At 60.7% G+C, this 19,171-nt stretch carries 16 protein-coding genes; 10 read left to right on the top strand and 6 right to left on the bottom strand.

Annotated elements, in window-relative coordinates; translation table 11 throughout:
• Nucleotides 1-543 precede the first annotated feature (543 nt).
• The 3 genes from NW834_RS05285 (at nucleotide 544) to NW834_RS05275 (ending at nucleotide 1,737) form a co-directional block, all read left to right on the top strand.
• Nucleotides 544-1,014 (top strand): photosystem I reaction center protein subunit XI, encoded by a 471-nt coding sequence (locus tag NW834_RS05285; protein WP_011433113.1) that lies wholly within the window; start codon nucleotides 544-546, stop codon nucleotides 1,012-1,014.
• Nucleotides 1,015-1,052: 38 nt separating this feature from the next.
• Entirely contained in the window at nucleotides 1,053-1,166 is a 114-nt protein-coding gene (locus NW834_RS05280; protein ID WP_011433114.1) for a photosystem I reaction center subunit VIII, read from the top strand.
• A 304-nt stretch (nucleotides 1,167-1,470) separates the two neighbouring features.
• Entirely contained in the window at nucleotides 1,471-1,737 is a 267-nt protein-coding gene (locus NW834_RS05275) for an ARPP-1 family domain-containing protein (protein ID WP_414399589.1), read from the top strand.
• 83 nt (nucleotides 1,738-1,820) lie between these two features.
• On the opposite strand, the gene NW834_RS05270 is transcribed toward NW834_RS05275, so the two are convergent.
• The 5 genes from NW834_RS05270 to NW834_RS05250 form a co-directional block, all read right to left on the bottom strand.
• Nucleotides 1,821-3,248 carry a 1-acyl-sn-glycerol-3-phosphate acyltransferase gene (locus NW834_RS05270; protein ID WP_414419653.1) on the bottom strand — a complete coding sequence of 476 codons (1,428 nt, stop codon included), beginning with the start codon at nucleotides 3,246-3,248 and terminating at the stop codon, nucleotides 1,821-1,823.
• A 340-nt stretch (nucleotides 3,249-3,588) separates the two neighbouring features.
• The gene (locus NW834_RS05265; protein WP_414419652.1) at nucleotides 3,589-5,181 is read right to left on the bottom strand and encodes an Hsp70 family protein; all 1,593 of its coding nucleotides are present in this window, start codon (nucleotides 5,179-5,181) and stop codon (nucleotides 3,589-3,591) included.
• Nucleotides 5,181-5,744: a hypothetical protein gene (locus tag NW834_RS05260; RefSeq protein WP_414419651.1), complete on the bottom strand. Its 564-nt coding sequence runs from the start codon at nucleotides 5,742-5,744 to the stop codon at nucleotides 5,181-5,183. Before NW834_RS05260 ends, NW834_RS05265 begins: the two co-directional genes overlap by 1 nt.
• Before the next feature lie 48 nt (nucleotides 5,745-5,792).
• Complete coding sequence (locus tag NW834_RS05255) at nucleotides 5,793-6,335, bottom strand: hypothetical protein (protein ID WP_414419650.1); 543 nt, start codon at nucleotides 6,333-6,335, stop codon at nucleotides 5,793-5,795.
• Between the two features lie 259 nt (nucleotides 6,336-6,594).
• A complete protein-coding gene (locus NW834_RS05250) occupies nucleotides 6,595-6,954 on the bottom strand; it encodes a hypothetical protein (RefSeq protein WP_414356638.1) in 360 nt (119 codons plus the stop codon).
• A 180-nt stretch (nucleotides 6,955-7,134) separates the two neighbouring features.
• Here NW834_RS05250 and trpB point away from each other — a divergent pair, with 180 nt between their 5' ends.
• The 7 genes from trpB to lysS all read left to right on the top strand — a co-directional run bounded on the left by trpB (nucleotide 7,135) and on the right by lysS (nucleotide 15,210).
• A complete protein-coding gene (gene trpB / locus NW834_RS05245) occupies nucleotides 7,135-8,388 on the top strand; it encodes a tryptophan synthase subunit beta (RefSeq protein WP_414419654.1) in 1,254 nt (417 codons plus the stop codon).
• 55 nt (nucleotides 8,389-8,443) lie between these two features.
• Nucleotides 8,444-9,202: an AMMECR1 domain-containing protein gene (locus tag NW834_RS05240; protein ID WP_414419649.1), complete on the top strand. Its 759-nt coding sequence runs from the start codon at nucleotides 8,444-8,446 to the stop codon at nucleotides 9,200-9,202.
• Entirely contained in the window at nucleotides 9,192-9,956 is a 765-nt protein-coding gene (locus NW834_RS05235; RefSeq protein WP_414419648.1) for a pantothenate kinase, read from the top strand. The genes NW834_RS05240 and NW834_RS05235 overlap by 11 nt, the downstream gene beginning before the upstream one ends.
• 53 nt (nucleotides 9,957-10,009) lie before the next feature.
• Nucleotides 10,010-11,146, top strand: a complete 1,137-nt coding sequence (gene aroC / locus NW834_RS05230; protein ID WP_414426242.1) for a chorismate synthase — start codon at nucleotides 10,010-10,012, stop codon at nucleotides 11,144-11,146.
• A gap of 166 nt (nucleotides 11,147-11,312) precedes the next feature.
• Nucleotides 11,313-12,707, top strand: a complete 1,395-nt coding sequence (gene radA, locus NW834_RS05225; RefSeq protein WP_414426241.1) for a DNA repair protein RadA — start codon at nucleotides 11,313-11,315, stop codon at nucleotides 12,705-12,707.
• Nucleotides 12,708-12,973: 266 nt separating this feature from the next.
• Nucleotides 12,974-13,624, top strand: a complete 651-nt coding sequence (locus NW834_RS05220) for a Uma2 family endonuclease (protein WP_414426240.1) — start codon at nucleotides 12,974-12,976, stop codon at nucleotides 13,622-13,624.
• Between the two features lie 50 nt (nucleotides 13,625-13,674).
• The gene (gene lysS / locus NW834_RS05215; protein WP_414426239.1) at nucleotides 13,675-15,210 is read left to right on the top strand and encodes a lysine--tRNA ligase; all 1,536 of its coding nucleotides are present in this window, start codon (nucleotides 13,675-13,677) and stop codon (nucleotides 15,208-15,210) included.
• A 93-nt stretch (nucleotides 15,211-15,303) separates the two neighbouring features.
• Here lysS and NW834_RS05210 read toward each other — a convergent pair whose 3' ends face one another.
• Nucleotides 15,304-19,122, bottom strand: coding sequence for a tetratricopeptide repeat protein (locus NW834_RS05210; protein ID WP_414426238.1), 3,819 nt, complete (start codon nucleotides 19,120-19,122; stop codon nucleotides 15,304-15,306).
• Nucleotides 19,123-19,171: the final 49 nt, after the last annotated feature.

Genomic DNA, 19,171 nt, shown 5'->3' with positions numbered 1-19,171 from the left:
TGTTTTGTTCTCTGGTAGAGCAGAGCAGGCTCAGGGCTACTGAAAGCCCGCTCCGTACCGCTTTAGCGGTCGGAGTCGGGTAGTTTACTTAGGCTTTGTTGACCCATGGCCAGTGTATCTACCACTTTTTTCGGGGCTACCTACCACAGCGCAATATCGATCCCTTGCCCAGCAGGGATCCCACTTCATTGCAGACCTTAATACTCAACTTAATACTCAATACACACTCAATACACAGTCCGAAAAAGCTGCCGCTATTCCTCACCACTGGTTACAACCAGGCGGTGAATCTGGACTTCTCTCTTCTCCCCCTGGAGAGGGTGAAGTTCGCGTTAGCAGGTCAGGGATCATGGGCAAGAGCGCGAATTGCTGAGGACAGGTTCTGCGAGGGAATGTCTCAAACTTATGTCTCAAACTTATTTAGAAGAGCTATCTCTGTGTTAAGCGAGCATGAACTTTTTTAACGATCCGGGTGGTGGTTGCCGAGAGGGTAACTTAGGCCCCGTAGAATGAATCGCAAAATTCCAGGCAGGACATTCGGACATGGATTACATTCGCACCTTTAACGACGATCCCTGCGAGGGGCATCTTTCGACGCCCATCAGCGATTCTCCTGTCACCCGTCTGTTTATCAACAATCTCCCCATCAACCGTCCTGGCTTATCGCCGCTGTTGCGGGGTCTAGAAATTGGGCTGGCCCATGGCTATTTCTTGGTAGGGCCGGAAATTGTGCTGGGGCCGCTGCGGGATTACCCTGAGGCAGCTAACTTAGGCGGGCTGGTTACGGCGATGGCGATTGTGCTGCTGGGAACCGCCTGCATGTCGGCCTATGGCAGCGTTACCTTCGGAAACAAGCCGGAAACACCGGGGGCCGCTCCTCTGGCTACAGCTCGGGGTTGGGGGGATCTGACGGCAGGATTTTTCTTGGGAGGTATGGGTGGCGTGTTCGCTGCCTATTTCCTGCTGGAGAACTTTGCCGGGATCGACGCCATCTTTCGAGGGCTGGTGAATTAGTTGTCAAGTTTGTCAAGTCACTTGAGAGGAGCAAAATCATGACCGGTTCTTACGCTGCTGCTTATCTTCCTTGGATCTTTATCCCCATTGTTGGTTGGCTGCTTCCTGCGGTAGGCATGGCAGTGCTTTTTTTGTACATTGAGCGGGACTAGTCCCGGAGTGCTTTGATACTCACTAGTGCTGATTAATTTCAATTACTTCAGGCTAGAGATCAACCCCAGATATTGAGGCAGGGATCCCTTTTTTAGGGATCCCTCTCTTTTGGTCAGGATGATTTCCATCCGCGCTACCAGAGTCCCGAAAGGCGAAGGCTGTCCCCTCACCTCTTTTTTTTAGGAAGGGAGCATTTCCAAAGGACTTTAGATTGGAGCAGGATCCGGCGAGCTGATCCCAAGCCAACAAGGGGAAGGGCAGCTTCCGCAACACCCTTGCAACTTCAACGAGAAGGAGGAGTCGATGGCCAGCCTTAACTTTCCAACCCTGCGTATTGGGGATCCCATTCAAGAGGGCAGTTTCCAGGTTTTCCCTCTCTTTTCTCAGGGGGAGCAGGAAGTTGCCTATCGCCTTCCAGATCTGCAAACCAAGGAAGCAACCATCACCGAGGTGAGCGAGGCCGGAGCAGTACCTCACCTGGTTGTGGAAAACCACAGTGAGTTCCTATTGCTGCTGGGAGTACCGAGCAGAGTCCCAGCGGGGCGACCAAGGCTCAGCTCTGTTCTATGATGGGAAGGTGGTTTATCTTTCAGCAGTCTCTCGGCAGTAGTGCCAGGCTTCTCACCTAAGCTGGTTCCCCCTTTGGGGGATCCCTAGAAATTGGAAGAAAAAGAAAGAAATTGGAAAGAAAAAACATCCTGAGTTAGCTCGGTCACCGCCTGTTTGGCTTCCTGGCGGCCTCGGCAATACCGCTCTAACCGCTCGCTAACGGAGATGGGATCCCCGACGGTCACGTGAACCCCCCGCCAGCCTAGGCGAGGGCGGGCTGGGTAGGATTCCCCTCGAAGGCGGGCCAGCACATCAAATAGAATGAGGGCAGTTTCTGCCAGCCGCTCAAAAGAGGGTTTGCTCAGCAAATACTCTTCCTGGACGGCTACACAGCTTTCCACCAAGCGCATGTGCTGCAGGTAGAGCGTTGCCTGGTGGGCTTTCCAGTCGAGCAACCCCCGCTGCAGGGGAGACAGGGATCCAGGATGCCGCAATTCTTCTCGGTAAATCTGGATCCAGGCGGCTTCTTCAATGCGGCGGCAGCGGCTGTTCCAATCCCCCTGGGGAGATAGGCCAAAGTAGGTCTCTGCGGTTTCCAGGGCTCTGTGGAGCAGCCGCTCCAGGCGAGCGTTAAAGTGGCCAGGGGCTAGCCTCTGCTCTATCCGTGGTTCTTCTTCATCTCTCCCAGAGATGAAGGGAGGTAGGTCGTAGAAAGCTTCCAGTTGTCCCAGGAGATGCTGGGCTAGGCGGCAGATCCGCTGGGTGTAGCGAAGGTTGGGGCTCCTGGAGGATCTTGGCTCTGGCTTCGGAGGCGTCAACCCACTCAGGTGCTCAAGGCGCGCCAGCAGGCGCTCCAGCTTCGTCCAGGAGGGATCCGTGTAGTAGTACCGAATGCCAATGGGCAGCAAAATGACGGTCTCTGAGCGACCAGCTTTGGCCAGGTCCTCGGCGCACCAAAAGCACAGCTGAGCCATTCCCGGTTCCAGGGGATTGATCCGTTCGCTGTGGCCGTTGGTGGCTCCTTCTGGGGCGATTGCAAAGGGAAATTGCCCATCCAGGAGCAGTTGCCGGGCCGCCTTTAGCGCCACCCGATCCACCCTCCGACCGCGGCGTATAGGGATCCCGCCCAGGCGAGACAACAGCCACCCCAGCCATTCCCCTCCCCAGAGGGGCATGCCCCGGTCGTAGAGAAAATGGGCGTGAAGGGGTTCTCGAAGGCGGATCCCTTGTCGACGGGCGGCTTCGGGCACCAGGCGAGATAGAACGTACAGGCCCACCAGCGGGTCATCCACCTCCACATGTCGGAAAGCCAGGACTAGGCGAATTTGACCCTCCTGGAACTGGTGGTAGAGCCGCGCCAAGATCTCCGCCCCTGTGGCCTCGATTTTGGCAATGCCGGAAGGAAGCCAGCGCCGCACCCTCACCCGCAAGAGCAGGGGCAGGATCCCGTGGACGAGCCGTAGCACCCAGGCGCTATAGGCGGGCGGAATAAAGTCGAGGGGAGGACGGGCAAAATGGGGCGGTGGTGACAAGAGCAAGATTTGTTCCCAAGGTAGCTCAAGAGAAGAAGTGTAGTTAAACGCAAATCAGATTCATATCCCATCGCTCAGATTATTCATCAAGTCGCTACAGAGATCACTGGATATGCAGCCATTCTCAATCAATAATCAATATCAACAATATCAATGATTGAGATCCTTCCCCTGAGACCCCACGCCGTCGGCGCAACCGCTCTCTACTCTCCTCAAGCCCCCGACCCCTCTCTCACAAGGGGAGATGAGAGTTGGGAATCGTGGCCATGTCGTGCCCTTTACATTGCTTTCTTTGTCTTCCGTTGCAGTGAAGACGCTCTCTTCTCTCTACTTTCGTCTCTTAACTCAAGGTGGCTACAGGCTGGGCCTCTGCCAAGAGCGCCTGAGTTTGCAGGTCGGTGATGGTGACCAACAAGCGCCGCGAGCTATCAATGGCAAATTCGACGCGAAGGCGATCCTCTCCCACGCGGCCAGGGGGCTGCAAACGGGCCAGACAAACCGGTAAGGACTCCGTCTCGCTGAGGCGAATGGGCAGGGATCCAAGAGGAGCAAGGGATCGGAAATCGGTTTGCCGGGTGAGCTGCCGGCTGCTCATCCGCCCCAGCTCGTCGTAAACCACTTCCGACTGGACTACCTGGGCCACTTCTCCCACCTCTAGGCGAATCTCCGTTTGTCCGTCGTTGGCCACTTGCAGGATCAAGGGCTCAGCCCGTCGGCAGGGATAGGGGCTGCCCTGTTCGAAGAGGGGGTAGTAGATGTAGCTTTTCTGCAAGGGATCCCAGAGGCGGAGGGCATAGCTGTGGTGCAGGCGATCCTCCAGCTTCACCTGGCGGCCCACCTGCAGGGCGCCCAGGGCCACAGCATCGAAGGGGCGTTCGCAGCGCACTTTCTTTTTGCCGAAGTAGGAGCGCAGCAGCTCTTGAACTGCTGGCAGTTGGGAGCTGCCTCCTACCAAGAGCACCTGCTCAATTTGGTTCTTGCCCAATCCCCTCGCCTGGGCGGTGAGGAGAACGTCGTCTAGGCACTGGCGGATTTGATCCAAAAGCTGACGAGCTTCCAGGATCTCTTCCAGCTCCTGCCGGCTTAACTTCAACTCATGGGCAGTGAGGGCTTCGTCGTCAAACCAACTGCCCACCGCTTCCATCTGAGTGGAAAGGGCGATCTTGAGCTGTTCCGCCTGCTCCAGGAGGTTGAGCCAGCCCAGAGCTCCAATTTGCTGTCGGCTTAGCCCCAGTTGCTGCAGTAGGTAGTCGGCAATCCAAATGTCGATGTCCACCCCGCCCACATAGGCATCGGCCTTGGCGATCACCTCCGCTTTGAGGACAGGGCTACCCGCTTGGGGAGCGAGGGTGCGCACCAAGCTGAGATCCAAGGTACCGCCGCCGAAATCCACCACCAGCACTAGGGATCCCGGCTGGCCAACCGCATAGCCCAGGGCTGCTGCCGTGGCTTCATCGACAATTTGAACGGGATCCCAGCCACAGGCACTGGCCACTCCCCGCAGCCAATTGAGGTAGCGCTCAAAAGAGCCGACAGGGGCGGTGAACACCAGCTGTTGCGGCTGCAGGTGTTCTTTCGGGACAGCTTCCATCACCGTCTGCAAAAAAGCTTGGGCCACCCTCTCGGCGTCGTAGCGCTCTCCATCTAGAACTCGCGGCGGAGGGACAAACTCCGCCACCAAGTCCCGCTTAAACCCCTGAAACAGCCGTTGCGGATTCACTGCCCCCCACCGACCGGCGCGCACGGTTTCCCCCACCAGGAGCTGGCCTTTTCCCTTCACGTAGACCAAGCTGGGAATAGCCGAGTGGTCTGGGCGAGAGAGGCCGGGAAGAGTGAGGAGACGGGGCACTGCTTGGGCGGGATCCCAAACTGCCACCACCGTGTTGCTGGTGCCAAAATCAATGGCTAGGGTCGCTTTGGGGGCAGGTGCCATCAGCTCAATCCTCCAGGCAGGGAACGGCTGACTTTGGCTGGGCAGAGGATGTGGTCACCGCGGCGGTAGCCGACAAAGCGAATGTAAACGGGATCCCCCTTTTGAATATCCGGCTGATCCGGTTGATGCAGTTGCGGATCAAAGGGGACGGACTCCAGGGGGTTGCCGATGGGCTCATACCCCCAGCGCTGCAGCAGAGCGTCTAAGGAGCGAAACAGAGCTGTCACGTTTTGGGCCGGCCAATCGGGCTTGCGCTGGGCAATCTGGCGGACAGTGGGGTAGCTGGTCAGCAGCGGCTGCAGCAGAGAGAAGAGGACTTCTGAGGAATCGGTGGATTCCATTTTGTCATTCCCGTTGAGGCGCAGTAGGGATCCCAAGTCCCACTGCAGGGCGGCAGCCAGCTTTTGGAGCTGCTCCAGGCGCAGGGATCCCCACTTCCCTCGGCGCACCTGATCAAGGGCGCGGCGGCTGATCCCGGCCTGGGCCTGTAAAGCCCGCCAAGAAGACAGGCCAACAACCCGCATGCGTTCCTGCAGCCAACTATCCAGCGGTCTCTCGGCCATTGGGTTTTGCCAGGGATCCCTACGATCATGCCCCAACTTGGGTCTAGCTCAGGGATCGGCAAGGCGCAGGGAACGGGCTATAGCTTCCACATCTCGGTCATAGCGCTCGCGCCGGCTGGCCGGGTACACGAACTCAAAGCCAGCTTGCAGCGAAGGGCGGACAACTGTTTTGAGATAGAAAATCCGCTGGCCAAAGGGCTCCGCACCGCTGACACGAACGGGCTCGTAGCCGGAGACCACGAAGAAATCCCGGCCAACAGCTTGGTAAGTAACCTGGCGCTGGTTTTCCCGGCTGCGGCGAAGTTCTTCCTGCAGGGCGCTGGCGGGCGTTGCTTGAAAAATGTTGTACCCACCCCAAACGCGCAGCTCAGCCCCGTCTTGACCGAGAAACACTTGGCCATCGCCGTTGTCGGATTCCCCTTGCGGGATAAAGTCTGCCGGGTAGTCGATGCGGTAGCCGAAACGGGCATTGAGATAGGGCCGGAAACCGGCTTGGGCAACGGGAAGGGCGGGGTCGGGAGCAATGACGGGGATCCCCGCTCCTAGGATCAGTCCGGCAAGCAGACAAGCTAGGCGAGCAGCAGACTTCATGGTTTTGATTGCTCTAATCTGTAGCTATCCTAAGCTCTCTCACCTCCAGCCCCTCTCCTAGGGGGACAGAATTTGGTTTGTCCAAGCTCTTTCCCAAAAGACAAAGGGAATAGGAATCCAAGTTTCACTGCCGTTGAGAATGGGTCGGTTGCGCCGCTTGTATCTGGGTGCCACTTGAAATAGTAGGTATAGCATCTTTTTCGAGAGTTTGAAATAAAATACCGATTTTTGGGCCACTATTTTGTTTTGTCGACCAAGTTTAAGTTTGCCGATCAACATCAGGGTTTTGGCCGGAGCGCAGCCGTTCAATTTCTTCTCTTGCCCGCTGGATAGCGCCGCAGTTGTCTACTGCTGCCCAGGTGGAGGCCAGAAACAGCCCAGGGAGAGAAACCTCTCCTTCTTCGTCGCTAAACAACACGCCGATGAAGAGACACCACCCCAGAAAGATCATCAGAGCTTTCCACCGCCGCGTGTAAATGTAGGCTGCAAAAGCAAGCAGAATGGACAAAAAGATCGCCACCCCCTGAGACTTTTGAGAAAGGGCATAGGTGCGCCGCACCTCTTCATCTCTGCGCTTTTGATCTTCTTGCTGGAGCAACTCTTGCAGATGCTTGTCCATAAGGCCGCCTCAAAATCGGACGGCCTTATCTTAAAAATCCTGGGAAGACCCTTGTTCAAAACAACTTTTCGGGATCCCACGGCAGAAGAAGAGAGGCGAGACTGGTCATCGCCCCTTCCTTCTGTAGAATGGGAAAGCCTCTCTCTAGTTGCAGGCTACAAGGCCCGGACGGACTCTGCCATGACCTCAGCTTCTTTTGCTTTTTCCCCTCGTGTTTTGGATCCCCTTGACCCGCAGGTGCGTCCGGATCCCCAGGGGCGGTTTGGGCCGTTTGGGGGTCGGTTTGTGCCGGAAACCCTGATGAGCGCCCTAACGGAGCTGGAGGAAGCCTTTGAGCAGCATTGGCGGGATCCCGACTTTCGCGCCGAGTTTCACAACCTGTTGCGGGATTTTGTTGGGCGGCCCAGCCCCCTCTACTTTGCCCAGCGGCTAACCGAATACTACGGCGGCCCGCAGATCTACCTCAAACGGGAAGATCTCAACCACACCGGCGCCCACAAGATCAACAACGCCCTTGGCCAAGTGCTGCTGGCGGTGCGCATGGGCAAGCGGCGGATCATTGCCGAGACTGGCGCCGGCCAACATGGGGTGGCCACGGCAACCGTGTGCGCCCGCTTTGGCCTAGAATGCGTCATCTACATGGGGGCGCTGGATATGGAGCGGCAGGCCCCCAATGTGCAGCGGATGCGCCTTTTGGGCGCTGAGGTGCGGGGAGTGGAATCGGGCACGCGCACCCTCAAAGACGCCCTCTCCGAGGCCATCCGCGACTGGGTAACCAACGTGGAGACCACCCACTACGTCATCGGCACGGTGGCGGGGCCCCACCCTTACCCGAAGCTGGTGCGGGCCTTTCACGATGTCATTGGCCAGGAGACGCGGCAGCAGTGCCAGGAAAAATGGGGAGGGCTGCCGGATGTGTTGCTGGCCTGTGTGGGGGGTGGATCCAACGCGCTGGGGCTGTTCAACGAGTTTGTCCGGGATCCCCAGGTGCGGCTGATCGGCATCGAAGCCGCCGGAGAAGGGCTGCACACGCCCCGCCACGCTGCCACCCTCAACCGCGGTCGGATTGGAGTCCTGCATGGAGCCATGAGCTACCTGCTGCAGGATGAAGAAGGTCAGGTGCAGGAGGCCCACTCCATCAGCGCTGGCTTGGATTATCCTGGCGTGGGGCCAGAGCACAGCTACCTAAAAGAAATCGGGCGGGCCGAGTACTACGCGGTTACTGACGACGAAGCGGTGGAAGCGCTGCTGCTGCTGTCGCGGCTGGAAGGGATCATCCCCGCGCTGGAGACGGCCCATGCGCTGGCCTACCTGAAAACTTTGGCCCCACAGCTCGGCCCTCAGCAGCGGGTGGTGGTCAACTGTTCTGGGCGCGGCGACAAGGATCTAAACACCGTTTTCAAGTATTTGCAGCAGCGGGGACGTAGCTTCTAGAGTACGGCTGAGAATCTTCTCTTCCTTTGTTGTGACCCCCAACGGATCCCCTCTGGTGTCCACCTGCCAAGTTCCCTTCGCCATTCGATTGCTGGGTCTTCTCGGCCTGCTCCTGGCTGCAGGGCTGGGCTTGTGGACGGGATCCCTGCCGCAGCCTTCTGAGACAACTGCCCCTGTTCCTCCGCCGGAGTCCATGGGTGCCTCGCACCGCTTACGGGATCGCACTGGCGGGACGGAGTCCGATTCAGAAGGGATCCCCTCTCCCAGCCGGCGACAACCTCTCCCTGACACCCTGCCGGCGCTGGCGCGTCAGGCCATTGCCTACTACTTCGCCACCGGCCAGGTGCTGCCACCTCCAGAGGAGATCCCGCCCCACTGGCGGCGCTCTGCGGGGGTTTTTGTAACGGTGAGTACAGAGGGTCGGCCCCGTGGCTGCTGGGGCAGCTTGGATCCCAGCGGCGAGGACCTGGTCAGGGCCACCATCCGGGCGGCGGTGGGGGCAGTCACCCGCGATTGGCGCTACGTACCTCTGCAACCCGGGGAGCTGGAGTCGGCCTCCATTCAGGTAGCCATTGTGCGGCGGGTGGTGCCCATTGCGTCGGCGGGACGGAGTCCTTTTGCCGCTGTGGAGCAGGTGGATCCCACCCGCATGGGCCTATTTGTCCGCTCTGGAACCCGGGGAGCGGTGTTGCTGCCGGGAGAGGCTTTGACGACAGAATGGCAGCTTGCTACCGCTAAGAGGTTGGCCGGGATCCCTGCCGACCAGCCGGTGGAGCTGTTTCGCGTGGAGGCAGAGCTGTTGCATGAGTTTTGAGGAGGGGGCAGATCTCAACGCTTCGCACTGTTGTCGTGAGTGGCTGGCAGCCGTGCTGGGCAACACTCACGTGCGCTGGGGTTGGTTTGTGGAGGAGACCCTGGTGAAGGTGGAGCGGTTTCCTGCTCACCAGCCCTTGTCCTGGCCGCAGCAGACAGAGCTGTGGCTGGCTCCTGTGGGCTCTGCTCCCCTGCCGCCGGAATCCCCTTGGGTGCATCGATTGGAGCTATCGCAGGTGCCGCTGCGGGATCCCTACCCGGGGTTGGGGCTGGATCGGGCTTTGGCCCTGTGGGCTGCTGGGATCCACTACGGCTGGCCCTGTTTGGTCATCGACGCGGGTACTGCCCTGACCCTCACAGGAGCTGACTCTGAAGGATCCCTGGTGGGAGGGGCCATCTTGCCCGGCCTGGGGTTGCAGGCGCAGGCGTTGGCTGATCACACAGCCCTGCTGCCCAAAGTGCAGTGGGATCCGCAGGATCCCTTGCCCCCTCGCTGGGCCAACGACACCGTGGCTGCCATCCGCAGCGGCATCCTCCACACCCTCTTGGCTGGCTTGCGCGAGTTCATTGCCGACTGGCGTCGCCGCTTTCCCCAAGGCCCCCTGCTGCTGACCGGCGGGGATGGGAAGTGGCTCCACCCTCACTTGGGCCCGCTTGACCCAGAGCTGCGCTGGGATCCCCACCTGGTGTTGCGGGGAATTGCCGGCTGCCGCCAGCTGCACCGCACTGCCCGCCACTCCCCTAGTGCAGAATAGAAAACAGTCTCTCCCAGCCGCCTGCGAGTAACGGCTTCTTGCTTGGGGATCCCATGGCCAACGGCAACTCCTTCGGTGTCCTGTTTTGCGTGACCACCTATGGCGAGTCCCACGGGGGGGCGGTGGGGGTGGTGGTGGATGGCTGCCCGCCGCGGCTGCCCTTGAGCGAGGCCGACATTCAGGCAGAGCTGGATCGGCGGCGTCCTGGCCAGAGCCCCATCACGACGCCCCGCCAGGAAGCGGATCGCTGCCAGATCCTCTCCGGGGTTTTTCAGGGCTTTACGCTGGGCACCCCCATCCACATCCTGGTGCGCAACCAGGATGCCCGCCCCCAGGACTACCAGGAGATGGCCACCACCTTCCGCCCTTCCCATGCCGATGCCACCTACCAGGCCAAGTACGGCATCCGCAACTGGCAGGGGGGCGGACGGGCCTCAGCGCGAGAAACCATTGGCCGGGTGGCTGCCGGGGCCATTGCCAAGAAGATCCTGCGCCTAGCGGCAGGGGTGGAGATCCTGGCCTACGTGCAGCGGGTAAAAGACGTGGAAGCCCAGGTGGATCCCAGCTCGGTAACTGCAGAGCAGGTGGAGGCCAACATCGTCCGCTGCCCCGATCCAGAAGCGGCAGCAGCGATGATCCAAAAAATCGAAGAGGCGGCGCGGGAGGGGGATTCCCTAGGGGGTGTGGTGGAATGTGTGGCCCGCAACGTGCCCCGCGGACTGGGATCCCCGGTGTTCGACAAGCTGGAGGCCGATTTGGCCAAGGCGGTGATGTCCCTGCCGGCCAGCAGAGGGTTTGAGATCGGCTCTGGGTTTGCCGGCACCTACTTGACGGGTAAGCAGCACAACGACGAGTTTTACATGACCCCTGCCGGCTGGCGTACCCGCAGCAACCGCTCCGGCGGCATCCAGGGGGGCATCAGCAACGGAGAAGATATCCTCCTAAGGGTGGCCTTTAAACCCACCGCCACCATTCGCCAGGCCCAAAACACCGTCACCCTCGATGGGCAAGAGACGGTTTTGGCGGCGCGGGGACGCCACGATCCCTGTGTGCTGCCGCGGGCGGTGCCGATGGTGGAGGCGATGGTGGCCCTGGTGCTCTGCGACCACCTGCTGCGCCACCACGCCCAGTGTGGATCCCTGGCCTTGCCGGAGCTGCCCATTCCTGCTGTTCCTGTGTCCCACACCTAGCAGCAGCCGGTCGCGATACTCGGACGGAGTCCTTGGCGGATATCCTGAGTAGGAAGAGGAGAGAGCAGAGAGAAGAGAGCAAAGAGAGTGGATCCTCACTCCTCACTTCTCACTCCTTCCTTCTCACTTCTCCCTTCTCACTCCTCAAAGAGCGGGATCCCCATTCATGGCCAAGGCCAAAACCGTCTGGGAGTGCAGCCAGTGCGGCGAGCGCTATGCCAAGTTTTTGGGCCGCTGCGACCATTGCGGCGCCTGGAACACCCTGACGGAAGTGGTCGTCGCCCCAGCGGCCAAGTCCCCACGGGCCCAAGCCCTCGCTCCTAGGTCCAACCGCGCCAATGGGATCCCCCAGTCGGCCCTCCCCCTCTCCCAGGTCTCCTCAGATCGCCACCCTCGCCTCTCCTCCGGCTATGGCGAGTTTGACCGGGTGTTGGGAGGTGGCATTGTGCCGGGATCCCTGGTGTTGATTGGCGGGGATCCGGGCATTGGCAAGAGCACCCTGCTGCTGCAGAGCGCTGCCCACCTGGCCAAGAGCGGGCCCATCTTATACGTGTCGGGGGAGGAATCGGCTCAACAGATCAAGCTGCGCGCCGAACGGCTAGGGGTAGAAAGCGAGCAGCTCTACCTGTTGGCAGAAACCGATCTGGAGGCCATTGTGGCGGAGATTCAAGCTCTGCAACCGCGGGTGGCAGTGATCGACAGCATCCAAGCCATCTTCTGGGGGCAACTCACCTCGGCGCCGGGATCCGTTTCCCAGGTGCGGGAATGCACCGGCCTGTTAATGCGGCTGGCCAAAAAACTGGGGGTGGCTCTGCTGATTGTAGGCCATGTTACCAAAGACGGATCCCTGGCCGGGCCGAAGGTGCTGGAGCATTTGGTGGACACGGTCTTGTACTTTGAGGGGGATCGCTTCCAAAGCCACCGCCTATTGCGCGCCGTCAAAAACCGCTTTGGGGCAGCCCAGGAAATGGGTGTTTTTGAGATGACCGCCTCTGGCTTGGTGGAGGTGGAGAACCCCTCGCAGCTTTTTTTGAGTAGCCGGGATCAGGCCATGCCCGGAACAGCCACCATCGTTGCCTGCGAGGGCACCCGCCCCTTGGTGGTGGAAGTGCAGGCCCTAGTCAGCCCCACCAGCTACAGCTCCCCCCGCCGCACCTCCACCGGCATTGAAATCAACCGCTTTTTGCAGATCTTGGCTGTGCTGGAAAAACGGGTGGGGATCCCGCTTTCCAAATACGATGCTTACATCGCCTCTGCCGGCGGCATTCAGGTAGCCGAGCCAGCTGCCGACTTGGGGGTAGCAGTGGCCGTGGCCGCCAGCTTCCGGGATCGCCAAGTGGATCCTTTTACAGTCCTGATTGGCGAGGTGGGACTGGGGGGGCAGGTGCGCCCGGTGGCCCAGTTGGAGCAGCGCTTGAAAGAAGCCAGCAAACTGGGGTTTCGCCACGCCATCATCCCCAACAGCCCTGTGTTGTCGGATCACGGCCTGCGCCTGAGTCGGGTGCAGCGGGTGTTGGAAGCCCTGCTGGTGGCTGTGCCCGGTTCCCAGAGCGCAGAGTGAACATCCCCTTGCCTTCCACCCGTCGCCGGCTGCTGGGCTCTGCTGCGCCTATCTCCAAAGGCCAAGCAAGGACTCCGTCCCGCTAACGCGATTGGACTCCGTCCCGCTAACGCGATCGGCATCCGCTGCTTCGGTGGCATGTCCATCATGTTCCCGAAAACTTTTGTTACCCTCGAAAAAGGCTACGCCTGCTGGGCAAACAGCTCAGCAGCCTTAGCTGAGCCCTAGTCCGTAGTTAGCAACACCAGCAACGGATCCCGGTGAGCATGGTTTCTGCACTCTCCAGCCCAGTCCAGCCCTCGATGCCGGAGGCGGCATTTCCTCTGCCAGAGCCACCGGATATTAGTGACCTGGTCATCGAGGACGATGAGCCTGTGGACAGCATTCACTCGGAGAAGCTGCAGCGCCTGCTCACCGGTGCCCTCTACACCTCATTCCAGCCCAAGGCCAAAGACACCGGGGAACCGATCCCCTTTTTGGCCACGGCCAATGTCGGTCTGTTCTATGCCCTCAAACTGCCTCCCCTGGTGCCCGATGTGATGCTCAGCCTGGAGGTGGCTCCCCCCGCCAGCTTTGAGCGCAAGGAAGATCGCACCTACCTGGTCTGGGAGATGGGTAAGCCGCCGGATGTGGTCATTGAGATTGTCTCCAAGCGCAAAGGGGAAGAGCTGGGCCGCAAACGCAAAGACTATGCCCGCGCCGGCGTCAGCTACTACGCGGTCTACGATCGCACAGCGGGCGTAGCCTCTCCCTTGCGGCAACTAAGGGAACTGCAGGGATCCCCTCTGGCCCTTTTTCAGCGGCGGGGGGGTGAATTTGTCCCCTTCGCGTCCACATGGCTGGAGGACAAAGGACTCCGTCCCGCTAACGCGAAAGGACTCCGTCCCGCTAACGCGATCGCACCGCCGGCAGCCTGAAAAATCCCGTCCCTAACGGGGCTTCCATTGTCCATTGCCTATCCACCGCCATGTCTACCCTCCCCAGCAGCAGCGAAGCCGCCCAGCGGGCCGCCCGATTGGAAAAAGCCCAACACCTGCGGGAACAAGGGATCCCGCCCTATGCCTATTCTTTTCCTGTTACCCATCTGGCTGCCGAGCTGCAGGAGCAATTTGCCGACCTAGAGCCCGGCGGCGAGCGGGAGGATGTGCAGGTGGCGGTGGCCGGGCGGATCCGGGCGCGGCGGGTCATGGGCAAGCTGGCTTTCTTTACCCTTCAGGATCGCTCCGGCACCATCCAGCTTTATCTAGACAAGAAACGGCTGACGGAGCAGATGGGGGAGCTGGCCTTCAAGAACCTGGACAAGCTCCTCGACGTTGGCGATTGGCTGGGGGCCAAGGGCTGCCTCAAGCGTACCGAAAAAGGGGAATTGTCGGTGCGGGTGGATGAATACCAAGTGCTGACCAAGGCCCTGCTGCCCCTGCCGGACAAGTGGCACGGCCTGCGGGATGTGGAGAAACGCTACCGCCAGCGCTACGTCGATCTCATCGTCAACCCTGAGGTCAAGCAGACCTTGCTCGACCGCGCCCAGATCATCCGCTCCCTGCGGCAGACTCTGGAAGAGCGAGGTTTTGTGGAAATTGAGACGCCAGTGTTGCAGGTGATCCCCGGCGGGGCGGAGGCGCGGCCTTTTGTTACCCACCACAACGCTCTGGATCTGGATCTCTACCTGCGCATTGCCACCGAGCTGCACCTGAAGCGGCTGGTAGTGGGCGGGATCGAGCGAGTCTATGAAATTGGGCGGGTCTTTCGCAACGAAGGCATCTCCACCCGCCACAACCCGGAGTTCACCTCTCTAGAGGCCTATCAAGCCTTCGCCGACTACCACACCATGATGGAGCTGACGGAAACCCTGGTCTGCAACGCCGCCCTGGCGGTGCGGGGATCCCTGCAGCTCACCTACCAAGGGGAAGCCATCGACCTCACCCCTCCCTGGCGACGGGTGACGATGCAGGAGCTGGTGGAGGAGGCCACTGGCATTTTCATCGATGTGGAAAAGGGATGCCCTGAAGAGCTCTTGCCGGCCTTGGCCGCCCAAGGGATCCCCAATCTCTCACCCCAGGACTCCCCCGGCCAGTTGCTGGTCAAAGCCTTTGAGCACTGCTGCGAGAGCCGCCTGCGCCAGCCCACCTTTGTTCTGGACTACCCCCTGGAGGTGTGTCCCCTCACCAAGCCCCACCGCAGCAAACCGGGGTTGGCCGAGCGCTTCGAGCTGTTCATCGTTGGGCGGGAGACGGCCAACGCCTACTCCGAGCTCACCGATCCGGTGGATCAGCGGCAGCGGCTGGAGGCCCAGGCAGCCCTGAAGGCAGCCGGAGATGAGGAGGCCCACTTTCTGGATGAAGACTTCCTCACGGCCTTGGAATATGGCCTGCCCCCCACCGGCGGCCTGGGCGTGGGGATCGACCGCTTGGTAATGCTGCTGTGCGACGCTCCCAGCATTCGCGATGTCATTGCCTTTCCGCTGCTACGGCCCGAGACGGGAGAAGTGGCGGAGGAGGCTTGAGCCGATCCCTCTAACTGTCCATTCAAATCCCATCGATTTCTAAGAGAGGTTGGAGGTGGCTGCGGCAACGGCGCGGAGCCTTTGGGAAGTGTCTCAACCTATTTTGAAATAACTAGCGATAACGTCTTCCAAAAGCCGACCTTCGTACCCTTGCATCTGGAGGGCAGCCTGGAAATCCTGGCAGGCTCTCTGCCAATCCCCAAGGGCAGTCCGGGCCAGGGCGCGGTTGAGGTGGGCCTTGAGGTGGCAGGGATCCCTATCGCTCGCGTCAGCAGTGCAGAGTGTTATGGCTTGGTCGTAGTCGCGGATGGCCGCCGAAAAATCCCCCTGTTGGGCGTAGGCCCAGCCGCGGTTGTTCAAAACCCAGACCCGCTCCTGGGGATCCAGCTCCAGTTGCAGCAGTCGGGTGTAGTCTTCTATCGCTTTGTCCGTCTGTCCCTCGCCATCCCACAGGAGAGCTCGGTGGAGCAAAGCAGAGTGCTCCTGGGGGTTCAAGGCCAGGGCCTGCGTGTAGTCGGCAATGGCCAGCTCAGGGCAATTGGCCTGCCGGTGTAGATCCCCCCGTTGACGGTAGGCCAGGGCAGCATCGGCCACCCCCCAGTTCTGGTCGAGGCTCAGAGCTTGGTTGAGATCCGCCAATGCCGCCTCTTGATCCCCCAAAGCCAGATGCACCCTTGCCCGCAAAGCAAAAGCCTGAGAAGCCTGCGGTTGCTGCTGGATCAGCGCCGTGAAATCGGCCAACGCCCCAGCCAGATCCCCCCTCTCTTGGCGACACAAGCCCCGATACAACAGGGCTTCGGTGACCAGCACTTCTGGATCCCCTGGGCTGGCCAGCTCCAAGACCCGATCCCAATCGGCTATTGCCCCCTCCAGGTTGTGGCGCAGGCGGCGGACTTGGGCCCGCTTCAGGTGGGCCTCCAGATAGAGCTGCCGGGACTGTTCCCCGTCTTGGGCTTGTTCTTGGATGACTTGGTCGAAGTCGGATTCGGCCTGCTCCAAGGCTACGCCCGCTGCAGGAACGGTGCCGCGCACCGCCAACGCCAACAACAGAGAGCCGCGGGCCAAGCGGGCCATCCTGTGTTGGGGATCCCGCTGCAGCAGACGGTTTAGATCTTGCAAGGCCGCTTCGGTCTGACCCAACTGCTGCAGGGCCTGTGCGCGGTGCCACAGCGCTTCCCTGTGGTCAGGATCCTGCTGCAAAACCCGGCTGAGATCCTGAATGGCGGAATCCCAGTTGCCCACCTGTCCATGGGCCATGCCCCGTCCCAGCCAAGCCGTCCAGTCCTGAGGATCCTGCCGCAACACCTCGTCGTAGTCGGCAATGGCCTCTGGCCACCGGCCCAGCTGTCGGCACAACTCAGCTCGCTCTTGGCGCAGATCCCGCCGTTCCGGCTGCAAGCGCACCGCCTCGTTCAACTGCTCCAAGGCCGACTGCAGATCTCCCGTCTGGATTTGGGCCCGCGCCAGATCTCGGCGGATATCCGCCTCGGCCACTGCCACCCCCAGCGCCAAAGCCTGGTGGTAATCCTGGATGGCCCCCAGCCCATCTCCCAGAGCAGCCCGCACTTGGCCGCGATGGAAATAAGCCAAGCCCGACTGAGGATCCCCTTGCAGAGCTTGGTCGAAATCGGCCAACGCCCCCTGCCAATCCCCCAGCCGTTGCCGTGCCATACCGCGGCGCAGATGGGCATTAACCAGCAGCTCCGGCCCGCGTGGGATCCCCCACTGCAACACCTGCGAGAAGTCCTCACAGGCTGCCGGCCAATCTTCCCGCTCAGCATGGAGTTGGCCGCGGTTGAAGTAGAGCTGAGGGTTCTGCGGATCCCGCTCCAGGGCAGCTGTATAATCCCGCAGAGCCGCTAGGGGATCCCCCAACAGCCAATGAATTCGCCCGCGGCTGCTGTAGGCACTGGCATCTTGGGGATCCAGAGCGATGGCCTGGCTCAAGTCCGACAAAGCCGCTTCGATGTTGCCCAAGTCCAGGTGGGCAATGCCTCGGTTGAGGTAGGCTTTGGCCATCTGGGGATCCAGCTCCAGGGCGCGGTTGAAGTCTGCCAGAGCGCCGCCGGGATCCCCCAGCCCCTGACGGGCCAAGCCCCGGCAGAGATAGGCCCGCGACAGCTTAGGATCCAGGCGGAGAGCCTGTTCACAATCCGCCAGCGCCGACTCCAGGGCGTTGCTGCTCAGGTAGGCCATGGCCCGCTGCAAGTAGAGATCCGCCTGGGCTGCCGCCTCTGCCTCAGGTAGCTCAGTGGCCTCAGCAGACCGTAGGGATAGGGCCTGAGAAAAGTCTTCAACAGCCCCCTGGGGATCCCCCAACGCTTGCCGGGCCAGGCCCCGGTGGTAATAGGCTTTGCCGTGGCGAGGATCCAACTGCAGCGCTTGGGTGTAGTCCTCAATAGCCCCCTGTAGATCTGACAACTGGACCCGCGCCACTCCCCGGTTGAAGTAGGCTTCCCCGTCCTGAGGGTCCCGCTTGATCACCTCGGAAAAATCGGCTGCTGCCCCCTGCGCATCTCCCAGATGGCCGCGCACCACGCCGCGGTTGAAATAGGCCCGCACATCTTCCGGGTTGAGCTCAATGGCCCGCGAATAGTCTTCGATGGCCTGCTGCTGCTGATTGAGTTGCCGGTAAGCATTGCCACGGTTGTAGTAGGCCACCGCCCATTGTGGGTTGAGGCTGAGAGCCTGGGTGTAGTCGGCAACAGCTCCCTCGTAGTCCTCCAGCCGGTAGCGGGCAATGCCGCGGTTGAAATAGGCGCGGGCGTCCCCTGCCAGTTGAATGACTTGGGTGTAATCTGCGATGGCCCCTGCCAAGTCCCCACTTTTGTAGCGGGCGCTGCCCCGCTGGCTGTAGGCGCGGCTATTTTGGGGATCCAATTGAATGGCCAACGTACAGTCGGCAATCGCCCCCTGGAAATCCCCTTGGCGGGCTTTCTCCTGTCCGCGGGCCAACAGGCGCGTCACCAAAACCTGATCCACCGAAACATCGCCGAGCGTCGCCTCTTGGGGAAAAGGCAACAGGGGCCGCAGCGCCTCCAACACTTCAGCAGCGGACTGGAAGCGCTCTTGCCAGTGGGGGCAGATCAGGCGATCCAAAATCTCGGCCAGCTCCTCGCTGACCTGAACCAAATCCCGCCAGAGCAGTTGGCCGGTGCGGGGATCATCCCGGATCTTATGGGGAGGACGACCGGTGAGGGCTTGGATGGCCAGCACCCCTACGGAGTACAGGTCGCTGCAGGGCTGGGGCTTGCCGTTGAGCTGTTCGGGCGCCATGTAGCCAACCGAGCCAATCACCGTCGCCAACTGAGTTTGGCCGGGGGCATGGCTGACCAACCGCCCCACTTCCTTGACTGCCCCAAAGTCGATCAACACCAACTTGCCATCGGCATCGCGGCGCATCAGGTTGGCCGGCTTGATATCCCGATGGACGATCTGGTGGGCGTGTACATGGCGCAGGATCTCCAAAATATCCCACAACAGTTTCAAAACCTCGGCCTCGCTCAGCGGCTTGCCCGGGATCAGCTCCTGGCTGAGATCATGCCCGGCAACAAACTCTTGCACCAAGTAAAAATCCTGATCCTGCTCGAAGTGGGCCAAAAGGCGGGGCACCTGGTCGAAGTGGTTGAGCCGGTTGAGAACCTTGGCTTCCCGTTCAAAGAGCTTGCGAGCCGTGGCCAGTGTATAAGGATCCGTGGAGAGGGGGCGAAGGCGCTTGACGACGCAGGGGCTATCGAAGGTGTCTTGATCCACCGCCTTGTAGGTTATGCCAAATCCCCCTTCCCCGAGGGGATGGAGAATGCGATAGCGTCCCCTGAGCACACTTCCCGCTCTGATCTTGTCTTCCATAGCCAAGCCGGTCGCCTGAGCGGAGCAGCCTTTTGCCACTACGAGCTGGCTCGATTCTGCCACAGGCCGACGCCCTTGGGCGGAGCAACCCACAGCTCCTATCCAGGGTCTT

Origin of the sequence: Synechococcus sp. R60.1 (assembly GCF_047461835.1) — a bacterium.
Classification (GTDB): Bacteria; Cyanobacteriota; Cyanobacteriia; order Thermostichales; family Thermostichaceae; genus Thermostichus.
Note: the sequence above shows the minus strand (reverse complement) of the source record. Positions and strands in the feature narration are given on the sequence as shown.

Excerpts from the sequence above, each read along its gene's own strand:
- NW834_RS05285 (WP_011433113.1), top strand. The coding sequence starts at position 544 with ATGGATTACATTCGCACCTTTAACGACGATCCCTGCGAGGGGCATCTT.
- NW834_RS05280 (WP_011433114.1), top strand. The coding sequence starts at position 1,053 with ATGACCGGTTCTTACGCTGCTGCTTATCTTCCTTGGATCTTTATCCCC.
- NW834_RS05275 (WP_414399589.1), top strand. The coding sequence starts at position 1,471 with ATGGCCAGCCTTAACTTTCCAACCCTGCGTATTGGGGATCCCATTCAA.
- NW834_RS05265 (WP_414419652.1), bottom strand. The coding sequence starts at position 5,181 with ATGGCACCTGCCCCCAAAGCGACCCTAGCCATTGATTTTGGCACCAGC.
- NW834_RS05260 (WP_414419651.1), bottom strand. The coding sequence starts at position 5,744 with ATGGCCGAGAGACCGCTGGATAGTTGGCTGCAGGAACGCATGCGGGTT.
- NW834_RS05255 (WP_414419650.1), bottom strand. The coding sequence starts at position 6,335 with ATGAAGTCTGCTGCTCGCCTAGCTTGTCTGCTTGCCGGACTGATCCTA.
- NW834_RS05250 (WP_414356638.1), bottom strand. The coding sequence starts at position 6,954 with ATGGACAAGCATCTGCAAGAGTTGCTCCAGCAAGAAGATCAAAAGCGC.
- trpB (WP_414419654.1), top strand. The coding sequence starts at position 7,135 with ATGACCTCAGCTTCTTTTGCTTTTTCCCCTCGTGTTTTGGATCCCCTT.
- NW834_RS05235 (WP_414419648.1), top strand. The coding sequence starts at position 9,192 with ATGAGTTTTGAGGAGGGGGCAGATCTCAACGCTTCGCACTGTTGTCGT.
- aroC (WP_414426242.1), top strand. The coding sequence starts at position 10,010 with ATGGCCAACGGCAACTCCTTCGGTGTCCTGTTTTGCGTGACCACCTAT.
- radA (WP_414426241.1), top strand. The coding sequence starts at position 11,313 with ATGGCCAAGGCCAAAACCGTCTGGGAGTGCAGCCAGTGCGGCGAGCGC.
- NW834_RS05220 (WP_414426240.1), top strand. The coding sequence starts at position 12,974 with ATGGTTTCTGCACTCTCCAGCCCAGTCCAGCCCTCGATGCCGGAGGCG.
- lysS (WP_414426239.1), top strand. The coding sequence starts at position 13,675 with ATGTCTACCCTCCCCAGCAGCAGCGAAGCCGCCCAGCGGGCCGCCCGA.